The 16,553-nt window shown below is 67.0% G+C and carries 15 protein-coding genes; 6 read left to right on the top strand and 9 right to left on the bottom strand.

Features of this window, described 5'->3' with window-relative positions:
* The 3 genes from AC27VE_RS21655 to AC27VE_RS21645 all read right to left on the bottom strand — a co-directional run bounded on the left by AC27VE_RS21655 (window position 1) and on the right by AC27VE_RS21645 (window position 3,723).
* The gene (locus AC27VE_RS21655) at window positions 1-978 is read right to left on the bottom strand and encodes an ABC transporter permease (RefSeq protein ID WP_006227256.1); all 978 of its coding nucleotides are present in this window, start codon (window positions 976-978) and stop codon (window positions 1-3) included.
* Between the two features lie 45 nt (window positions 979-1,023).
* Window positions 1,024-2,655 (bottom strand): ABC transporter substrate-binding protein, encoded by a 1,632-nt coding sequence (locus AC27VE_RS21650; RefSeq protein ID WP_488704929.1) that lies wholly within the window; start codon window positions 2,653-2,655, stop codon window positions 1,024-1,026.
* A 96-nt stretch (window positions 2,656-2,751) separates the two neighbouring features.
* Window positions 2,752-3,723, bottom strand: coding sequence for a M14 family metallopeptidase (locus tag AC27VE_RS21645; protein ID WP_006227254.1), 972 nt, complete (start codon window positions 3,721-3,723; stop codon window positions 2,752-2,754).
* 180 nt (window positions 3,724-3,903) lie between these two features.
* Here AC27VE_RS21645 and AC27VE_RS21640 point away from each other — a divergent pair, with 180 nt between their 5' ends.
* Window positions 3,904-4,824, top strand: a complete 921-nt coding sequence (locus AC27VE_RS21640; protein WP_088591025.1) for a LysR family transcriptional regulator — start codon at window positions 3,904-3,906, stop codon at window positions 4,822-4,824.
* Window positions 4,825-4,934: 110 nt separating this feature from the next.
* Here the strand turns inward: AC27VE_RS21640 and AC27VE_RS21635 are convergent, their stop codons facing one another.
* The 3 genes from AC27VE_RS21635 to AC27VE_RS21625 all read right to left on the bottom strand — a co-directional run bounded on the left by AC27VE_RS21635 (window position 4,935) and on the right by AC27VE_RS21625 (window position 8,189).
* On the bottom strand, window positions 4,935-6,548 hold the full coding sequence (locus AC27VE_RS21635; protein ID WP_006227252.1) for an ABC transporter substrate-binding protein: 1,614 nt from the start codon (window positions 6,546-6,548) through the stop codon (window positions 4,935-4,937).
* A gap of 407 nt (window positions 6,549-6,955) precedes the next feature.
* Window positions 6,956-7,189, bottom strand: a complete 234-nt coding sequence (locus tag AC27VE_RS21630) for a hypothetical protein (RefSeq protein WP_006227251.1) — start codon at window positions 7,187-7,189, stop codon at window positions 6,956-6,958.
* 139 nt (window positions 7,190-7,328) lie between these two features.
* Complete coding sequence (locus AC27VE_RS21625) at window positions 7,329-8,189, bottom strand: NAD(P)H-hydrate dehydratase (RefSeq protein ID WP_488704928.1); 861 nt, start codon at window positions 8,187-8,189, stop codon at window positions 7,329-7,331.
* 114 nt (window positions 8,190-8,303) lie between these two features.
* On the opposite strand from AC27VE_RS21625, the gene AC27VE_RS21620 reads away from it, so the two are divergent.
* Entirely contained in the window at window positions 8,304-9,137 is an 834-nt protein-coding gene (locus AC27VE_RS21620; RefSeq protein WP_006227249.1) for an enoyl-CoA hydratase/isomerase family protein, read from the top strand.
* Window positions 9,138-9,342: 205 nt separating this feature from the next.
* On the opposite strand, the gene AC27VE_RS21615 is transcribed toward AC27VE_RS21620, so the two are convergent.
* Both AC27VE_RS21615 and AC27VE_RS21610 read right to left on the bottom strand, forming a co-directional pair.
* Window positions 9,343-10,080 carry an enoyl-CoA hydratase-related protein gene (locus AC27VE_RS21615; protein ID WP_488704927.1) on the bottom strand — a complete coding sequence of 246 codons (738 nt, stop codon included), beginning with the start codon at window positions 10,078-10,080 and terminating at the stop codon, window positions 9,343-9,345.
* Window positions 10,077-11,048 carry an NAD(P)H-dependent flavin oxidoreductase gene (locus tag AC27VE_RS21610; RefSeq protein ID WP_035214045.1) on the bottom strand — a complete coding sequence of 324 codons (972 nt, stop codon included), beginning with the start codon at window positions 11,046-11,048 and terminating at the stop codon, window positions 10,077-10,079. Before AC27VE_RS21610 ends, AC27VE_RS21615 begins: the two co-directional genes overlap by 4 nt.
* A 205-nt stretch (window positions 11,049-11,253) precedes the next feature.
* On the opposite strand from AC27VE_RS21610, the gene AC27VE_RS21605 reads away from it, so the two are divergent.
* The 4 genes from AC27VE_RS21605 to AC27VE_RS21590 all read left to right on the top strand — a co-directional run bounded on the left by AC27VE_RS21605 (window position 11,254) and on the right by AC27VE_RS21590 (window position 16,182).
* A complete protein-coding gene (locus AC27VE_RS21605; protein ID WP_488704926.1) occupies window positions 11,254-11,877 on the top strand; it encodes a TetR/AcrR family transcriptional regulator in 624 nt (207 codons plus the stop codon).
* Window positions 11,878-11,944: 67 nt separating this feature from the next.
* Window positions 11,945-13,093, top strand: a complete 1,149-nt coding sequence (locus AC27VE_RS21600; RefSeq protein WP_006227245.1) for an acyl-CoA dehydrogenase family protein — start codon at window positions 11,945-11,947, stop codon at window positions 13,091-13,093.
* A 238-nt stretch (window positions 13,094-13,331) separates the two neighbouring features.
* Window positions 13,332-14,561 carry a CaiB/BaiF CoA transferase family protein gene (locus tag AC27VE_RS21595; protein WP_488704925.1) on the top strand — a complete coding sequence of 410 codons (1,230 nt, stop codon included), beginning with the start codon at window positions 13,332-13,334 and terminating at the stop codon, window positions 14,559-14,561.
* A gap of 97 nt (window positions 14,562-14,658) precedes the next feature.
* Window positions 14,659-16,182, top strand: coding sequence for a 3-hydroxyacyl-CoA dehydrogenase (locus AC27VE_RS21590; protein WP_006227243.1), 1,524 nt, complete (start codon window positions 14,659-14,661; stop codon window positions 16,180-16,182).
* A 129-nt stretch (window positions 16,183-16,311) separates the two neighbouring features.
* Here AC27VE_RS21590 and AC27VE_RS21585 read toward each other — a convergent pair.
* Window positions 16,312-16,553 (bottom strand): c-type cytochrome (locus AC27VE_RS21585; RefSeq protein WP_488704924.1); only part of this gene is annotated, 242 nt, incomplete at its 5' end.

Below are 16,553 nucleotides of genomic sequence, written 5' to 3'. Positions count from 1 at the left end.
TTATTGAGCGGGGGTCACGAGCTGCACGCGCGGGTCGAGCGCGGCGTACAGGATGTCCACAACCAGGTTGATGACCACGAAGATCAGGGTGACCAGCATCACGTACGCGACCACCACGGGGCGGTCCAGCTGGTAGACGCTGTCGATCAGCAGCTTGCCCATGCCAGGCCATGCGAACACGGTCTCGGTGATGGTGGAGTAGGCGATCAGGCTGCCGAATTCCATGCCGATCACGGTCACGACCGGGATCAGGATGTTGCGCAGGATGTGGCGGCGCACGATGCGGCCGGGCTTGACGCCCTTGGCGCGCGCGAACTTCACGTAGTCCTGGCTGCGGGCCTCGACCACGCCGGAGGCGGTCAGGCGCAGCACCAGCGCGATGTTGGCCAGCGCCAGGTTGATGGCCGGCATGATCAGGTGCGACCAGCCGTCGGCCGTCAGGATGGACAGGCGCACGCCCAGCACCGTGACGGTGTCGCCGCGCCCGGTGGCGGGCAGCCACCCCAGCCAGACGGCGAACAGCAGGATCAGCATCATGCCCTGCCAGAAGTTCGGCAGCGAAAAGCCCAGGACGGACGACGCCATGATGCCGCGGCCCAGGTAGTCGTCGCGGTACAGGCCGGCGACGAGCCCCAGCGGGATGCCGACCACACAGGTCAGCATGATGGCCACGAAGACGAGCTCGAAGGTGGCGGGGATGCGTTGCACGATCAGTTCGACCGCGGGGATGCCGTGCACGAAGGACGTGCCCAGGTCACCGTGCAGCGCGCGCCACAGGAACCCGGTGTATTGCTGCCACACGGGCAGGTCCAGGCCCAGGCGGGCGATCATCGCCTCGCGGGCGGCCTGGCTGGCTTCGGGGCTGACCAGCAGTTCGATCGGGTCGCCCACGGCGTATACCGCGAAGAAGACCACGACCGAAACGGCCAGCAGCACGAACAGACTCTGTATCAGTCTGCGTAGGATGAACAAGGCCACTTGATGATTTCCTTGGTGGGCTCAGGGTTTCTTGGCGCCGCGTGCTTACTTGGCGGGTTTGGCCGACATGGCCAGGGTGTACTGATCGGCCCGGCCTTCGTAGGCCAGCCCCTTCTTGAACGCCCAGATACTGCTTTCAAAGTGCAGGGGGATGCTGGGCAGGTCGGCCAGTGCAAGGGTCAGGGACTGTTGCAGCAGCTTTTCCCGCTCGGCCGGGTCCACGGTTACCAGCGCGCGCTTGAACACGCCGTCGAACTCGGGGTTGTCGTAACCGCCGTAGTTGCTGGTGCCCAGGCCTTGCGCTTTGTCGAACCGGGTAATCCAGTATTGTAGGAAAGACGAGGCTTCACCGGTTTCGGATGACCAGCCGCCCATCGCAAAGCTGAATTCGCGCTTGGCGCGCTTGGGGAAATACACCGAGCGCGTCATCGCGTCGACGGTCGTCTTGATGCCCACGCGCGACAGGTACTGCGCCACCGCCTGCGAGATCTGGGCGTCGTTGATGTAGCGGTCGTTGGTGGACGAGACGGCCAGTTCGAAGCCGTTGGGGTAGCCGGCTTCGGCCAGCAGCTTCTTGGCGCCTTCCGGGTCGTACTTCAGTTCGGGCGGATGGGGCAGCGTGCCGAACATGCCGTCGGGCAGGAACTGGTTCGCGGGGGTGGCCGCGCCGTCCATGATGCGGTCGGCGATGGTCTTGCGGTCGATGGCCATCGAAATGGCGCGGCGCACGCGCACGTCCTGCAAGGGGTTCTTGCCGTCGGCCGCCTTGACCGTGGGGCTGGGGCTGCGGGCCACGTCAAACTGGAAATACACCACGCGCACGGACGGCGTGATTACGTAGCCGTAGCCCGGGGTTTGCGAAATGCGCTTTACGTCGCGGGCGGCGGGGTTTTCGATCAGGTCGAAATCGCCGGCCAGAAGGCCCGTCAGGCGCGGGCCCGCCGCCGGCACCGGCACCAGCTTGACGGCCGGCCAGGCAGGCTTGTCGCCCCAGTAGCCGTCGTTGCGGACCAGTTCGATGGCGGTGCCCTTCACGTAGGACTTCAGCGTGTAGGGCCCGGTGCCGATCACGTCGCGGCCGCCGTTGAAGTCGGCCACCGTGGGCCAGGGGCCCGTCACGCCGCACTTGTTCTTCAGGTCGAACGTGATGGGGCCGTGCTCGACGATGCCGCTCCACAGCATGGCGGTGCGGGTCAGGTCGTTGGGCAAGAGCGGGTAGGGCTTGTGCGTCTTGATGACCAGCGTGTTGCCGTCGCGCGCCTGCACATCGGCGAACTTCTGGATGACGGCGGGGTACGAGCCGCCGATGGACTGTTCGTTGTTCATCACGCGGCAGAACGTGAAGATCACGTCCTGCGCGGTGAAGGGCTGGCCGTTTGCGAACTTCACGCCGTCGCGCAGCTTGAACTCCCAGGTGGTGTCGTCAACCGCCTTCCAGGCCGTGGCCAGCCGCGGGATCAGGTCCATCTTGGCGTCCTGCCCCACCAGCGTCTCGAACATGTGCGAGGTCATCGCATCGTTCGGCGTGGCCTGATGGTAGTGCGGGTCCATCGACGTCGGTTCGGACGACAGGCCGATCTTCAGGGTAGAGGGTGGGGTCTGAGCCTGGACGGCCGCCGTACAGGCGGCAAGCGTACAGGCCAGCAAGGCGCTGCGGATGAATACCTGGGCTGACATGTTTTTCCCTAGTTGTTATGGGTAGTGCCGGTCGTGCTCGTCGTGCCGAAGGGCGCCTCTGGCGGGCGCTCCCTCGTGGTGAATCAGGGATGCGGATCAGGCGATAGGCTGGGCCAGGCGGACGACCGTCACGCCGGGCCGCAGGTTCGCGGTGGACGGCATGATCAGTACGCAGTTGTCGTAGGGGGTGGCGACGGGTTCGCCTTCGGACCAGCCGATCACGGTGCCGGCGGCCGCCAGCGTTTCCAGGCCCTTCCAGGGCTCGGCGAAACGGAAGTCGGCGCTCTTGGCGGCCACCGCATGCGTCACGCGCAGCGCGCGCTGCGCCGGGGCGCCGGGCGCGACCCAGCCAGCGGGGATGTCTTGGGCATCGACCGTGCCGGCTTCCAGCAGGAAGCGCGCCATCTGGTCCACGGCCACGCCACGCGCCTCGGGTGCGCCGTGAAAGCCGCATTCGATCAGCAGGGAACGCGTGCCGTTGTCGCCCGCTTCGCCGAAGCGGCCGTAATCGCGCATGCGCACGCCGGCGGCATGGCCGGCGTCGGCGATGATGGTGGCGGGATTGCCCAGCGCGAGCGCCAGGTCGATATTGCGCTGTTCCATGCCGGTCAGTTGCAGCGGCACGTCGGAATTGCTCATCGAGTGGAAGTCCAGCAGCCAGTCGGCCTGTTCCACCCACGGACGGATCTCGGCGGCGCGGCGGCGTTCCTGGCTGATCGGCAGGCCCAGCTTGTCGTCGCTCCAGACGCGGTTCATGTCTTCGTCGACGAAGCGCGCGGGGGCGTAGTTGGCGGCGTCGAAACGGTCGAACGCGGCCAGGTTGCAGAACGCCAGCGTCAGCGAACCGCGGCGCGGACGCAGACCGGCAGCCAGCGCTTCCTTCAACGCCCAGGCGCCGCACAGCTCATTGCCGTGGATCAGCGCACTCAGCATGACCCGCTTGCCCGGCACGCCCGAATCGAAATGCCAGACGCCCGGCGTATCCGTATTGCCCAGGCGTTCGGCCGACAGGTCGGGACAGGCAAGCAGGAAAGGGCGCGGACGGGGCGCGGACGGGGACGTGGGCATGGGAACTCCGATGAAGCGAGGGGATTGTATAGGGGTTGGGGCCAGGCGAGCTTCATTCGCGCACCGGTGCGATGCGGTCCCCGCGAATTCTAGGAGTTTGGCAGCTTTCTCTACAATTAGAATATTTATCGGCAGCTTTGCTGAAAAGGCAAAGGTCTGGGCTGGCAGCGAGGCTTGAGCATGCACGGAATCGCCTTGAAGTACTTTCTGGAGGTTGCCCAGGCGGGCAGCCTGAGCGGCGCGTCCGAGCGCCTGCATGTGGCGGTGTCGGCAATCAGCCGGCAGATCGCCAAGCTGGAAGAGGAAGCGGGCGCGCCGCTTTTCGAGCGCGCCGCCCGGGGCATGGTCCTGAGCCCGGCGGGCCAGTTGCTGCTGGTGCACGCCCGGCGCACCATGCTTGAGGCCGAGTCGGTCTTGCAGGAGATCGCCGCCGCCCGCGGCATGGCGCGCAACGAGATCCGGGTGGCGGCGGTCGAAGGCGTCGCGCGCATCTTCGTGCCTTCGGTGATGGCGCGCTTTCACCAGGAACGGCCGAACATCCGCTTCGACCTCTTCGTGGGATCCCCGGCCGAGGTAAGCCGCCGGGTGGCGGAAGGCGGGGCCGATCTGGGCATGACGTTCATCGCCGAACGGGTCAACGGGGTCAGCGTGCGGTATTCGCGCCGGGCGCCGGTGCACGCCGTCATGGCGTCCAACCACCCGCTGGCCGGCCGCCGCAGCGTCAGCCTGCAGGACCTCAGCGATTTTCCGCTGGCGTTGACCGGGGCGGGCACCACCACGCGCCAGCTCTTCGAAATGGGCTGCGCGCTGGAATCGGTGCAACTGGACCCGGTGCTGACCTGCAACGATTCGTCGCCCCTGCACGGTTTCGTGTTCGGCACGGACGCCATCATGCTCAGCGGCTATATCTCGGTGGCGTGGAGCCTGCGGCGCGACGAACTGGTGGCCGTGCCGATTTCCAACGCCGAACTGCAATCGCGCACGCTGCAAATCCAGGTGATGCCGGGGCGGGTGCTGCCGCCCAAGGCAGAGGCGTTCATCGAACTGCTGTCCCGGGAACTGGATCAGGCGCTGGCGGCGGGCCCGGCGGGGCGGCCATAAGGGGTGGCCACGGCGCGGCGCTAAGGCGTGTTCCCAGCGCCGGTTCTAGTGGCTGGGCAATAAAAAACGGCTGCCCGAAGGCAGCCGTTCTGTCGTTCAGGCGGACCTGATTACTTCTTTTCGGGCGTGACCGAGGTGGCCAGCGTGTACTGGTCGCGGCGGCCTTCGTAGGTGATGCCCTTGCGGAAGGCCCAGATGCTGCTTTCGAAGTGCAGCGGGATCAGCGGCACGTTGTCCAGGGCGATCTGGGTGGATTCCTGCAGCAGCTTTTCGCGCTTGGGCGCGTCCACCGTCACGATGGCCTGCTTGTACACCTTGTCGAAATCAGCGTTGGAGAAACCGCCGTAGTTGCTGGTGCCCAGGCTGTTGGGCGAATCCAGGGATGCGACCCACAGCTGGAACAGCGCCGAGGCTTCACCCGTTTCCGCCGGCCAGCCGCCCATCGAGAAGCTGAACTCGCGCTTGGCGCGCTTGGGGAAATAGATGGAGGCCGTCATGGCGTCCACGTTGGTCTTGATGCCGACGCGGGCCAGGTACTGGGCCACGGCCTGGGCCACCTGGCCGTCGTTGACGTAACGGTCGTTGGTGGACGACAGCGTCATTTCAAAGCCGTTCGGGTAGCCGGCTTCGGCCAGCAGCTTCTTGGCGCCTTCCGGGTCGTACTTGATTTCCGGTGCCTTGGGCAGCGCGCCGAACATGCCGTCGGGCATGAACTGGTAGGCCGGGGTGGCCATGCCGTCCATGATGCGGGCGGTGATGGTCTTGCGGTCGATGGCCATGGAAATAGCCTTGCGAACACGCAGGTCCTGCAGCGGGTTCTTGCCGTCGGTCGTCTTGACGAACGGGCTCGGGTTGCGGCCCACGTCCGGCTGGAAGAACACCAGGCGGGTGGACGGCGTGGCCACGAAGCCGAACTTCGGGTTGTCCTTCAGGCGCGGCAGGTCGCGGGCGGCCGGGTTTTCGATCATGTCGAAGTCGCCGGACAACAGGCCGGTCAGGCGCGGGCCGGCGGACGGCACCGGCACGAACTTCACTTCCTTCCAGTAGGGCTTCTCGCCCCAATATTGTTCGTTGCGGACCAGCTCGATGCCGGTGCCCTTCACGTACGACTTCAGGGTGTACGGGCCGGTGCCGATGGCGTCCTTGCCGTTGTTGAAGTCGGCCACCGTCGGCCAGGCGCCGGTCACGCCGCAACCCTTCTTCGGGTCGAACGTCAGTTTGCCGTGCTCCACGATGCCGTTCCAGACGATGGGCAGCGAACGGGCCAGTTCGGCGGGCATCAGCGGGAAGGGTTCACCGGTCTTGATGATGACGGTGTGCGCATCCGGCGTCTGGACGTCGGTGATGCGCTTGGTCATGTCCATGTAGGACTGCGACACGTTGGTTTCGTTGTTCAGCGTGCGGCAGATCGTGAACAGCACGTCCTCGGACGTGAACGGCTTGCCGTTGGAGAACTTGACGTCGTCGCGCAGCTTGAATTCCCAGGTCAGGTCGTCCAGGTTCTTCCACGACGTGGCCAGCTGGGGCGTCAGTTTCATGTCGGCGCTGCGGCCCACCAGCGAACTGTAGACGTGCGCGGAGAACGCGTCGTTCTGCGTCATCTTGTGATAGTGGGGGTCTGCCGAAGTGGGTTCGGCCGACAGGCCGATCTTCAGCGTCTGGGCTTGGGCGGCTGCCAAGGGGATGGCGGCGGCCACAAGGGCCAGGGTGGTGCGCAACTTCATGGTGACAACTCCGGATGGATAACGAACCGGATCGTGCCTGCGCAAGAGCCACCGGGCGGGCCGGGCGGGCAGCGGGTGCCGGCCGGGGGGCTTACGGTGTTTGGCGCCAGGCACGACGGCAAGGGGCCGATTATCGGTAGGGGCTTCGCGCGCTGTCAATGAAGAACGGCGAATCGGGCGCTAGGGAAAACGCCGAGAGGAGGGGTGCGGCAGCAGGGCCGGGAGGGCGTCGCGGGGGCTCCCAACAGCATGAATGGGAGCCGGCGCGGCGCGATGGCGCCCGTGAGGGGCAGGCGCCGGAGTCCGCCGAACGGGGTGCTTGGACCGGCCAAGCAGGCCGTTGCAACGGCAGCGCGCCGGGCTGAATCGCGGGAGATCGGTCGCGATTCAGTCCAGCGCAGCTGTACTTACCACTGAGAGCCGGAGAAGCGCGAGCTGGCGGCGCGGGCCTTGTTCATCGATTCGTTCACTTCGTCGATGAAGGCAAACACGCTGGCGACAGCGGCCATCACGGTTTGGCCAGCCTTCTTCAGGTTGGTCAGCGGGTGGGAATTCGGTTGGTTCTCGAGAGCGCCGCGGAGCAGGTCGCGCTCCAGCGCGTCGGTCAGGCGGGCAGTGCTATTCAAGGTCAGTTCGCTCATGGTCTTCTCCAGTCCGTTTCGTCTTGGGGTAAACCATTATAGGGATAACCCTAAATTAAAAGCAACGACCTTTTAGGGGAAAACCCTAGTATGTTGTAAAAATGTTTATGCAACGGGGACTTAGCGCACTTTTTGCCCCTTAGCGGCCATTTCGCAGGGCGCGGGCGGCGTCCGCGAGCTCTCCCGCCGTCAGCCCGGTGGGGCCGATGCCGCGGGCCACCAGTGCGTCGGCCGCGGCGCCGTGCAGCCAGACGGCGCCGGACACGGCTTGGTCGAAGGGCAGCTTCTGGGCGATCAACGATCCCAGCATCCCGGCCAATACGTCCCCCGTTCCGGCGGTGGCCAGTCCGGGGTTGCCGCTGGTGTTGGTCCGCCGGCTGCCGTCCGGCGAGCAGACGATGGTGCCGGCGCCTTTGAGCACCACCCAGGCATTGAAACGTTGCGCCAGTTGCCAGGCCGCGCCCCGCCGATCCGCCTGCACCTGTGCGGCCGTCAGCCCCAAGAGGCGGCCCGCTTCGGCGGGATGCGGGGTCAGCACGACGGGGCCCGGGCCCCAATTGGGCTGGATGTCGCCGTGGGCCAGCAGGTTCAGGCCGTCGGCGTCCAGCACCAGCGGGGCTTCATGCCGCAGGACGAACAGTTCCGACAGCATATTGGCTGCCAGCTGGCCCGTGCCGATGCCGCAGCCGGCGACCCAGGCCGTGATGCCCCAGTCTTCCTCCAGCAGCGACCGCGCGTCGCGCAGCATCAGTTCGGGTTGCAGCGGGTCGCAGGCAAGGGGCGCGGCGTCCTGGGCAAAGCCGACCAGCACCTTGCCGGCACCCACCTTCAGCGCGGCGCGGCCCGCCAGCAACACCGCGCCCGCCATGCCCGGGCCGCCGCCCACGATGCCGACGGTGCCGAAGCTGCCTTTGTGGGTGTCCGCGCCGCGGGGGGCGAACAGAGCAGGCAGGCTGGCGCGGTCGATGGGGGCGCCGGCGGACGGGGCGGGGGTGTTCATGGGGTGAGGCTCCTTCGGGCTGTCGGCGGGTGGACGCCGATGTATCCACTATAGTTCGCAAAAACGCGCCGGCCTCAGGCTTGCCCCACTGGTAAAGACAACGCGGAGAAGACAATGACTGATATCACGCTGCAACACTATTCGGCCTACGAGTCCCTGAAGCTGCGCCGGCATCCCGGCGGCGTGCTGGAACTGATCATGGGCGCCAAGGGCGGCGTGCCGGGCAAGCTGTCCACGGCGGACGACCGCATGCACCGCGAACTGGCCGATATCTGGCGCGATATCGACACCGACCCCGACACCCGGGTGGTGGTGATCCGCGGCGAAGGCAAGGGCTTTTCCGGCGGCGGCGACCTGGACCTGGTGCAGCAGATGGCGGACGACTTCGACGTGCGCACCCGCGTCTGGCGCGAAGCCCGCGACCTGGTCTACAACATCATCAATTGCAGCAAGCCCATCGTGTCCGCCATGCACGGCGCGGCCGTGGGCGCGGGGCTGGTGGCCGGGCTGCTGGCCGACATCTCGATCGCGGCGCGCGACGCGCGCATCATCGACGGCCACACCCGCCTGGGCGTGACCGCGGGCGACCACGCCGCTATCGTCTGGCCGCTGTTGTGCGGCATGGCCCGCGCCAAGTACTACCTGATGCTGTGCGAAACCGTCACGGGAGAGGAGGCCGAGCGCATCGGCCTGGTGTCGCTGTGCGTGGACGAAGCCGAGCTCATCACCCGCGCCTTCGAGGTGGCCAACAAGCTGGCCGCCGGCTCGCAGACCGCCATTCGCTGGACCAAGTATTCGCTGAACAACTGGCTGCGCATGGCCGGCCCCACCTTCGACACGTCGCTCGCGCTGGAATTCATGGGCTTCGGCGGCCCGGACGTCAAAGAAGGGGTCAAATCCCTGCGGGAGCGCCGGGCGCCCAATTTCCGGCCCGATTCGCCGTTCTGAAGCGATGGGTTGCACGAGCAACCCATCTGCCGGCATGCATCAGTGATGGGTTACGTGCGGCATGCCTCGGTGTGCTTTGGGGCGCCGGAACGCACTTCACCCATCCTACAAGCGGCGGTCTTGCCCCGTAGGATGGGTGGAGCGCGAAAAACCCGCCGCAAAAGCGCCGTAGCGCAGCGCGCGCAACCCATCTTCACGCGCACCGCTATTTCTTGAAGAACTTCGCGAACGCCGCCTGCGCCTCTTCGGTTTGCAGGCGGGCGCGGAATTGCTGGGCTTCGTAGTCCAGCGTTTCCTGGATGGCCTGCCGGTCGGCGCGTTTCATCATGGCCTTGGTCAGGCGCAGCGCCGCGGGCGGCTGGCGCGCCAGGTCGGCGGCGGTTGCCTGCGCGGCCGCAAGCGCCTGGCCCTTGGGCGCGACCGAGGTCGCCAAACCCGCCTCGTGCGCGTCGGCGGCCGTGAACGCCTTGCCCTGCAACAGCCATTCGGCGGCTCGGCGTCCGGCCAGGCGCGGCATCAGCAGGCTGGAGGCGCCTTCCGGGCACAGGCCCAGCGCCACGAACGGCATGCGCAAGGTGGCGCCTTCGCCGATATGGACGAAATCGCAGTGCTGCAGCAGGGTCACGCCGATGCCGATGGCGTAGCCCTCGACCGCGGCGATGACCGGCACCTCCGCCGTGGTCAGCGCCCGCAGGAACGTCAGGCCAGCGCTGTCGCCCGCGCCGCGTTCGGCCTGGAAGTCGCGCAGGTCGTTGCCGGCCGTGAAGTGTTCGCCCGCACCGGTGAGGATCACCGCCGACACCGACAGGTCGGCCGACGCCAGCGAGATCTGTTCGGTCAAGGCCGCGTACGTCGCCGTATCCAGCGCGTTGCGGCGATCCTGGCGGTCGATGGTCAGCGTCAGGACGGCGCCGTCGCGCGTCACGTTCAGGCCCGGGCTCATGCGTAGGTCCTGGCGGCCAGTTGCGCGCGGGCTTCGTCGTACTCGCGGCGGAGCGTGTCGACGATCTTGCGGGTGGGTTCGATGCTGGCGATGCCGCCCACGCCCTGGCCCGCGCCCCAGATGTCTTTCCACGGCTTGACCCGGGACGAACCGAAGTTGGACGCGCCGCTGTCCGGCTGCGGCAGGTTGGCCGGATCCAGCCCGGCGGCCGCGATGCTGGCCTTCAGGTAGTTGCCGGGGATGCCGGTGAAGAACGGGGTGTAGAGGATGTCGGACGCGCTGGCCTCGACGATGGCGGATTTGTAGCCTTCGCTGGCATTGGCCTCTTCGCTGGCGATGAAGCGCGTGCCCATGTAGGCGAAGTCGGCGCCCATGGCCAGCGCCGCCAGCACGTGTGCGCCGGACGTGATGGCGCCCGACAGGATCAGCGGGCCGTCATAGAAGCGGCGCACTTCGGATACCAGCGCGAAGGGGCTCAGCGTGCCGGCGTGGCCGCCTGCGCCTGCGCAGACCAGGATCAGCCCGTCCACGCCGGCTTCCAGCGCCTTTTCGGCGTGGCGGATGGTGGTGACGTCGTGGAACACCTTGCCGCCCCAGTCGTGCACGCCTTTGACCAGGTCGCCGGGGGCGCGCAGGCTGGTGATGATCAGCGGCACGCGGTGGCTGGCGCATACGGCCAGGTCCTGCTCCAGGCGGTCGTTGGACTGGTGGATGATCTGGTTCACGGCGAACGGCGCCACGGCGGCGCCCGGATTCGCTTCACGGTACGAGGCCAGGCCGGCCTGCACTTCGTCCAGCCAATCCGTCAGCAGGCTTTGCGGGCGCGCGTTCAGCGCGGGAAACGACCCCACGATGCCGCTGGTGCATTGGGCGACCACCAGCGTCGGGTTGGAGACGATGAACATGGGGGCGCTGATGACCGGCAGGGACATCTGGCCATACAAATCTGTCACGAGAGAGTGGGGCATAGCGTCGTCGCGTTGTGTTCAGGTCAGTCCAGAAGAGGCCGCCTGCGGACAGGCTTGAGTCCCCGAGGCGGATGTGCCTATAATTACCTACCGACCGTCCGGTAATTAATTAATCTTTATTTAACGGCATGCGCCGAACCGCTGTCAATGGAGGCCCGCCCGGCCCCCTGGCCGCCGGCGGCGCAACCCCTTTGCAAAGGCTGTCATGGCGACCTCCGCCCCTCCTGCCCAGAAGCGCGCCCGCGCCGGCCGGCCCCCCACGTTGGCGGCCCCGCGCGAACGCATCCTGGAAGAAGCCGCCAAGCTCTTCGCCCAAAGCGGCTACGACGGCAGCTCCGTGTCGGACCTGGCGGCCGCCATTGGCGTGTCCAAGGCGGCCATCTACCATTACTACACGACCAAGCAGGACATCTACGACGCCATCATCCTGGGTGTGTTGAGCGGCCTGACCCAGAACGTGGGCCAGGACGTCGAACGCGCCGAGGGCGCCGCCGCCCGGCTGCGCGCGTTCATGGTCGGCCATGCCCGCTACTTTGAACAGCACCACGCCGAATTCGTGACGATGCTGATCGGCTATTCCGGCATGGCCCTGCCCGAACGCGAAGACGCCGCCCGGTTGCGCGACAGCTACGAGAAGCGCCTGCGCGAACTGATTGCGCAGGGCGTGGCCGACGGCGCGTTCCGCCCGCTGGACGTGGCCGCCACCGGCCGCGCCGTGCTGTCCATGCTGAACTGGATGGTGCGCTGGTACAAGCCGGGGCAAGGCGACAGCGCCGAAACCATCGCCGCCGGCTACTTCGATCTGCTGCTGGGCGGCATGCGCGCCTGAGCGCCGCCGCCGATATTCGCTTCCCCACACCGCATCCCTGCACTGCATTCCTTGTGAGACTCCCATCATGGCCCTGGACACCGAAACCCTGAACCTCCTCCTGGACGCCGTGCGCCGCTTCGTGCACGAGCGCCTGATTCCCGCCGAAGACGAACTGGCCTCAAGCGGCCAGGTCCCGCCCGCCATCGTCAACGAAATGCGCGAACTGGGTCTCTTCGGCCTGTCGATCGCGCCGGAATTCGGCGGCCTGGGCCTGACGATGGAAGAAGAAGTGCGCGTGGTGTTCGAACTGGGCCAGACCTCGCCCGCGTTTCGTTCGCTGGCTGGCACCAACATCGGCATCGGTTCGCAGGCCATCGTGCTGGCCGGCACGGACGACCAGCGCGCCCGCTACCTGCCCAAGCTGGCCAGCGGCGAACTGATCGGCTCGTTCGCGCTGACCGAGCCCGATGCCGGCTCCGACGCGATGGCATTGCGCCTGTCCGCCGAACGCGATGGCGACGGTTACGTGCTGAACGGCACCAAGCGCTACATCACCAACGCGCCCATCGCCGGCCTGTTCTCGGTCATGGCGCGCACCGCGCCCGAACGCCGTGCCAACTCGATCTCGTGCTTCCTGGTCGAAGCCGGCACCCCGGGCCTGAGCATCGGCAAGCCCGACAAGAAGATGGGCCAGGCCGGCGCCCTGACGAGCGACGTGGTGTTCGACAACTGCCGCGTGCCCGCCAGCGCCTTGCTGGGCGGCGAAGAAGGCAATGGCTTTCGCACGTCGATGCGCGTGCTGGACAAAGGGCGCCTGCATATCTCGGCGCTGTGCGTGGGGATCGCCGACCGCTTGTTGTCCGACGCCGTCAAATACGCGATGGAGCGCAAGCAATTCGGCCAGCCGATTGCCGAGTTCCAGCTGATCCAGGCCATGATCGCCGACAGCCAGGCCGAGCTCTACGCCGCCCGTTGCATGGTGCTGGATGCCGCCCGCATGCGCGATCGCGGCGAAAACACGACGATGCAGGCCGCCTGCGCGAAGCTGTTCTCGACTGAAATGGTGGGCCGCGTCGCCGACCGCGCCGTGCAGATCCACGGCGGGGCGGGCTACATGTCGGAATACGCGGTGGAACGCTTCTACCGCGACGTGCGCCTGTTCCGCATCTTCGAAGGCACGTCGCAGATCCAGCAGCTGGTGATCGCGCGCGAAACGATCAAGGCCCATTCCTGATGCCAAGCCGGTCAGGGGGCGCGTGCGGCTGCGGGCGCCTGCACGCCACCCCTGCCGCGCACGCCCGCGTCCGTGCGCCGGCCGCCCGGCGATGCCGGCGACCGGCCCGGGGCTTGAACGGCTAATATCGCATATGACGCGCTGGCGGCCTGGCCCGCTGGCATGACGGACTCCAGTCTGGCTTGCGCTGGCCGCCAGCCCAGACGTTTTCATTTCCCATCTAGCGAAAAGAACACTGATGTCGCAACGTCCCGCTCCCCTTACCGGCATACGCGTGCTGGATCTCACCCGCGTACTGGCGGGCCCCTGGTGCACCCAGAACCTGGCCGACCTTGGCGCCGAAGTGATCAAGATCGAACGCCCCGGCGCCGGCGACGACACGCGCGCCTGGGGTCCTCCCTACCTGAAGGACGAAGCGGGCAACGACACCACCGAAGCCGCGTACTACCTGTCGGCCAACCGCAACAAGCTGTCGGTGGCGCTGGACATCGCGTCGCCGCGCGGCGCCGAGCTGGTGCGCGAACTGGCGCTGCAAAGCGACATCCTGGTCGAGAACTTCAAGGTGGGCGGGCTGAAGAAATACGGCCTGGACTACGAAAGCCTGAAGGCCATCAACCCGCGCCTGATCTATTGCTCGATCACCGGCTTCGGCCAGACGGGCCCGTACGCCAGCCGCCCCGGTTACGACTTCATGATCCAGGGCATGGGCGGGCTGATGAGCATCACCGGCGAACGCGATGACCTGCCCGGCGGCGGTCCGCAAAAGGCCGGCGTGGCGGTGGCCGACCTGATGACCGGCATGTATTCCACGGTGGGCATCCTGGCCGCGCTGCTGGAACGCGCCAACAGCGGCCTGGGGCAGCACATTGACATGGCGCTGCTGGATTGCCAGGTCTCGATGCTGGCCAACCAGAACCTGAACTTCATGACCTCGGGCGTGGCGCCCAAGCGCGCGGGCAATGCGCACCAGAACCTGGTGCCCTACCAGGTGTTCGCGGCGGCTGATGGCCACCTGATCGTGGCGGTCGGCAACGACAGCCAGTTCCGCAACTACTGCGGCGCGATCGGCCTGCCTGAACTGTCGGCGGACCCGCGCTTCTCGACCAACCCGCAGCGCGTGAAGAACCGGGCGGAACTGGTGCCGTTGCTGGCCGAACGCATGGCGACCGGCGCGCGGGACCACTGGCTGGTCGCGCTGGAAGGCGTGGGCGTGCCGGCAGGCCCTATCAATACGCTGGACCAGGTCTATGAAGACCCGCATGTGCTGGCGCGCGGCATGAAGCGCGAGCTGCCGCACCCGGCGGCCGGCCGCGTGCCCATGGCGTCCAGCCCGCTGAAGTTCTCGGACAGCCCGGTCGAGTACCGCCGCCCGCCGCCCATGCTGGGCGAACACACCGCGCAGGTCCTGGCTGAAAAGCTGGGGCTGTCGGCCGAAGACATCCAGGCGCTGGCCCAGAGCCAGACTTGAACGGAAGCGGAGCGGCCAGGCGGCCGCTCCGTTTTCGATTGCGCCCCGCCACGCCGCGGCGCACACGATCCATTCCAATAAAGGCAGGAGAAAGTTGATGACGGAGATTCAAACCATCGGCGTCGTGGGCGCCGGGGCCATGGGGCGCGGCATTGCCCAGATCGCGGCGCAAGCGGGCTTGCGCGTGCGCCTGTACGACACCAGCGCTGATGCGGTTGCCGCGGCGCGCGAGTCGCTGCGCCAGACGTGGGAGAAGCTGGCCCAGAAGGGCAAGATCACCGCCGCCGACGCGCAAGCCTCGCTTGAGCGCGTGGAATCCGCCACGGCGCTGACCGACATGTCGGTGTGCCAACTGGTGGTGGAAGCCATCGTCGAACGCCTGGACGTCAAGCGCGATCTGTTCGCCGCGCTGGAAGGCGTGGTGTCGGAAGACTGCATCCTGGCGTCGAACACGTCGTCGCTGTCCATCACCGCCATCGCCGCCGCCTGCAAGCGTCCGCAGCGCGTCGTGGGTTACCACTTCTTCAACCCGGTGGCGTTGATGAAGGTGGTGGAAGTGATCGACGGCCTACGCAGCGCGCCGGAAGCTGGCGACGCGCTGGCCGCGCTTGCCCGCCGCATGGGCCACACGCCCGTGCGCGCCAAGGACATGCCCGGCTTCATCGTGAACCACGCCGGTCGCGGCATGAATACCGAAGGCCTGCGCGTGGCGCAGGAGGCCGTGGCCACCTTCGCCCAAGTGGATGCCGTCATGCGCGAGCAGGCAGGCTTTCGCATGGGCCCGTTCGAACTGCTGGACCTGACCGCGCTGGACGTGTCGCATCCGGTGATGGAATCCATCTACCGCCAATTCTTCGACGAGCCGCGCTTCCGCCCCTCGCCGATCACCACCGTGCGCCTGGCGGGCGGCCTGATCGGCCGCAAGGCCGGCGAAGGCTTCTATGTCTACGCCGACGGCCAGAAGCAGGTGCCCGCCGAACCGCCCGTGCCGGCGCTGCCGGAAGGCCTGAAGGTGTGGGTCAGCCCCAAGCACGCGGAAGGCTACGCGCGCGCCTCGGCGCTGGTCGAGAAGCTGGGCGCGACGCTCGTGACGGGCGCCACGCCCGACGCCGATGCGCTGATCATCGTCACGCCGTTCGGCGACGACGTCTCGACCTCGGTGTCCGCGCAGGGCTTGAACGCGGGCCGCACGGTTGGCCTGGACACGCTGTACGCGTTCGACGGCGCCAAGCGCCGCACGATCATGGTGTCGCCCGCCACCGAAGGCAAATGGCGCGACGCCGCCCATGCGCTGCTGGCCGCCGACGGCGTGCCGGTCACCGTGATCGAGGATTCGCCGGGCTTCATCGCCCAACGCATCGTCGCCATGATCGTCAACATTGCCAGCGACATCGCGCAGCAGCAGATCGCCACGCCGGAAGACATCGACCAGGCCGTGACGCTGGGCCTGGGTTACCCGGTGGGTCCGCTGGCGCTGGGCGACAAGCTGGGCGCCGACCGCATCCTGGAAATCTTGAAGAGCATGCAGCGCGTGACGGGCGACCCCCGCTATCGCCCCAGCCTGTGGCTGCAACGCCGCGTGCAGCTGGGCTTGTCGCTGCTGAAGTCGTCGGCGGAATAATTCACCGCCCGTAGGATGGGTGAAGCGCGTTCCGATCTGCCGACGCACACGGACGATTGCCGCGCGTAACCCATCACGCAGAAAAAGAAAAAGCCCCTTTGAAAGGGGCTTTTTCTTGGGCACGCCAATTTATTTGGCGGCGTCCACCATGTATTGCACGGCTGCGCGGATGTCGTCTTCCGAGGCATTGGCCGCGCCGCCCTTCGGGGGCATCGGCGGCTTGCCTTGCATGGCGACCTTCACCATGGCGTCCATGCCGGTCTTGATATAAGGATCCCAGGCGGCCTTGTCGCCGAACTTGGGCGCGTTGGCGACACCGGTGGCGTGGCAGGCGAAGCAGACGCTCTTGTAGAGCTTCTCGCCGGCCGGGT

It is taken from the genome of Achromobacter sp. 18P8.1.1 (assembly GCF_057799415.1).
The sequence above is the reverse complement of the archived record's forward strand: the minus strand, read 5'-3'. Positions and strand labels throughout refer to the sequence as shown.

What these genes read in the sequence shown, in the direction of transcription:
- AC27VE_RS21650 (WP_488704929.1), bottom strand. Translation starts at nt 2,655, where the DNA reads ATGTCAGCCCAGGTATTCATCCGCAGCGCCTTGCTGGCCTGTACGCTT.
- AC27VE_RS21645 (WP_006227254.1), bottom strand. Translation starts at nt 3,723, where the DNA reads ATGCCCACGTCCCCGTCCGCGCCCCGTCCGCGCCCTTTCCTGCTTGCC.
- AC27VE_RS21640 (WP_088591025.1), top strand. Translation starts at nt 3,904, where the DNA reads ATGCACGGAATCGCCTTGAAGTACTTTCTGGAGGTTGCCCAGGCGGGC.
- AC27VE_RS21635 (WP_006227252.1), bottom strand. Translation starts at nt 6,548, where the DNA reads ATGAAGTTGCGCACCACCCTGGCCCTTGTGGCCGCCGCCATCCCCTTG.
- AC27VE_RS21630 (WP_006227251.1), bottom strand. Translation starts at nt 7,189, where the DNA reads ATGAGCGAACTGACCTTGAATAGCACTGCCCGCCTGACCGACGCGCTG.
- AC27VE_RS21625 (WP_488704928.1), bottom strand. Translation starts at nt 8,189, where the DNA reads ATGAACACCCCCGCCCCGTCCGCCGGCGCCCCCATCGACCGCGCCAGC.
- AC27VE_RS21620 (WP_006227249.1), top strand. Translation starts at nt 8,304, where the DNA reads ATGACTGATATCACGCTGCAACACTATTCGGCCTACGAGTCCCTGAAG.
- AC27VE_RS21615 (WP_488704927.1), bottom strand. Translation starts at nt 10,080, where the DNA reads ATGAGCCCGGGCCTGAACGTGACGCGCGACGGCGCCGTCCTGACGCTG.
- AC27VE_RS21610 (WP_035214045.1), bottom strand. Translation starts at nt 11,048, where the DNA reads ATGCCCCACTCTCTCGTGACAGATTTGTATGGCCAGATGTCCCTGCCG.
- AC27VE_RS21605 (WP_488704926.1), top strand. Translation starts at nt 11,254, where the DNA reads ATGGCGACCTCCGCCCCTCCTGCCCAGAAGCGCGCCCGCGCCGGCCGG.
- AC27VE_RS21600 (WP_006227245.1), top strand. Translation starts at nt 11,945, where the DNA reads ATGGCCCTGGACACCGAAACCCTGAACCTCCTCCTGGACGCCGTGCGC.
- AC27VE_RS21595 (WP_488704925.1), top strand. Translation starts at nt 13,332, where the DNA reads ATGTCGCAACGTCCCGCTCCCCTTACCGGCATACGCGTGCTGGATCTC.
- AC27VE_RS21590 (WP_006227243.1), top strand. Translation starts at nt 14,659, where the DNA reads ATGACGGAGATTCAAACCATCGGCGTCGTGGGCGCCGGGGCCATGGGG.